This is a genomic window from Thermodesulfobacteriota bacterium, from assembly GCA_040756475.1.
In the GTDB taxonomy this organism is placed as follows: domain Bacteria; phylum Desulfobacterota; class Deferrisomatia; order Deferrisomatales; family JACRMM01; genus JBFLZB01.
The window spans coordinates 2,890-4,407 of sequence record JBFLZB010000274.1 but is presented as its reverse complement, the minus strand read 5'-3'; the positions used below and the strand labels follow the sequence as shown (position 1 = coordinate 4,407).

At 71.3% G+C, this 1,518-nt stretch carries 2 protein-coding genes; one reads left to right on the top strand and one right to left on the bottom strand.

The window, feature by feature from the left end:
- Positions 1–174 precede the first annotated feature (174 nt).
- Positions 175–447: a hypothetical protein gene (locus AB1578_22280; protein MEW6490626.1), complete on the bottom strand. Its 273-nt coding sequence runs from the start codon at positions 445–447 to the stop codon at positions 175–177.
- Here AB1578_22280 and AB1578_22275 point away from each other — a divergent pair.
- Positions 446–1,518 (top strand): hypothetical protein (locus AB1578_22275; protein MEW6490625.1); only part of this gene is annotated, 1,073 nt, incomplete at its 3' end. The two genes, AB1578_22280 and AB1578_22275, sit on opposite strands and share 2 nt — an antisense overlap.

The following is a 1,518-nucleotide window of genomic DNA, read 5'->3' as shown; positions in this document are numbered from 1 at the left end:
AAACCTTTCAAGCGGTTGCCCACTAGATAGCCCGGTCGGCTCTAGCGAGCCGATGACACGCCCCCCTTGCAGCAAGCACTATGCCATACGACCGCGTACCAGCTGAGTTTTATGCGCGATCGCCCTGACCCAAGCCCCGCCCGCTCTTGTCGTGGTGTGGTTGGCCGGCTAGACTCAGGGCCCCGGCGGGCGAGCCAGCATCCGGACCAGCCACAGCAGCGAGAAGGACGCAAGGGCGACCGCGGACAGCACGTGGAGGAGCGCCCGGACGAACTCCCGGTCGAAGGACGCGAGGCGGCGGTGCAGGCGCAGGTCGAGGCCGATGATCAGGAGGGCGCACAGAACCGCCGCCGGCACCAGGAGGAACCAGCCCCCCGCCCGCGCCGAGCCCACCAGGAGCGCGAGCGCGCCCAGCCAGAACCCTACCGAGAGGATCTTTCCGACCATGTCGTCCTTCCCGTCTTCCGCATCCCCCGTCGCGTCCCGGCCCGCCTTTTCTCCCCGGGGGCTCGCCACGGGCATCGGCAGCCTGCCCCACCGAGACCCGGCCGAGGCCGTGGCCGCGGTGCTCGAGCGCCTGCCCGCGTTTCCCTTCTGGCCCCAGCTACCGCGCCGCAGCCCCCTGGAGGGCATGACCCTCCAGTACCTGGAGGGGTTTCCGGGGCTGCGGGAGCGTCCGGAGGGGAAGGACCCGGTCGTCGATACGGGCCCCGAGGGGATGGGGGAGGTGGAGGCCTTCTACGGCCGCGTCCTCTCCGGCGACCCGGAGGCCTTCGCCCTATCTCCGGAGAGGGCCCCGGGATTCTACGCACTCGAAGAGTCCCTCGTCCAGTCGCGGCCCTCCGGCCTTCGCTTCGTCAAGGGCCACGTGACGGGACCGGTCACCCTGGCGACCTCCCTCAGGGACGCCGGCGGCCGCGACGTGCTCCACGACGACACCTTTCGGGAAGTGGTGGCCGTCCACCTCGCCCGGAAGGCCCTGTGGCAGGCCCGGCGGCTGGCGCGCTTGGGGGTTCCGGTGGTGATCTTCCTGGACGAGCCGGTGATGGAGGTCTTCGGTTCGGCCTACTCCACCCTGAGCCGGGAGGCGGTGGGGGCCCTCTGGTCCCCGGCGCTGGAGGCCCTGGCCGGGGAGGGGGTGCTCACGGGCATCCACTGCTGCGGCAACACCGACTGGCCGGTGCTGTTCGATTCCGGCGCCGCCATCGTGAACTTCGACGCCTACCACTTCCTGGAGAAGATGCTCCTCTACCCGGAGCCCCTCTCCCGATTCCTGGAGGCGGGCGGGGTGCTCGCCTGGGGCGCCGTGCCCACCGCCGAGAAGGCGCGGCAGCTTGCGGCGCCGGCCCTGGCTCGCCGACTCGACGAGGGGATTGCCCGGATGGCGGCGGCGGGGGTTGACGAAGGCCTGCTGCGCCGCCAGTGCCTGCTCACGCCGTCCTGCGGCATGGGGAGCCTCGACCCGGACCTGGCGGAGCACATCCTCGACCTGCTGGGAGCGGTGTCGGCCGGGTTCGA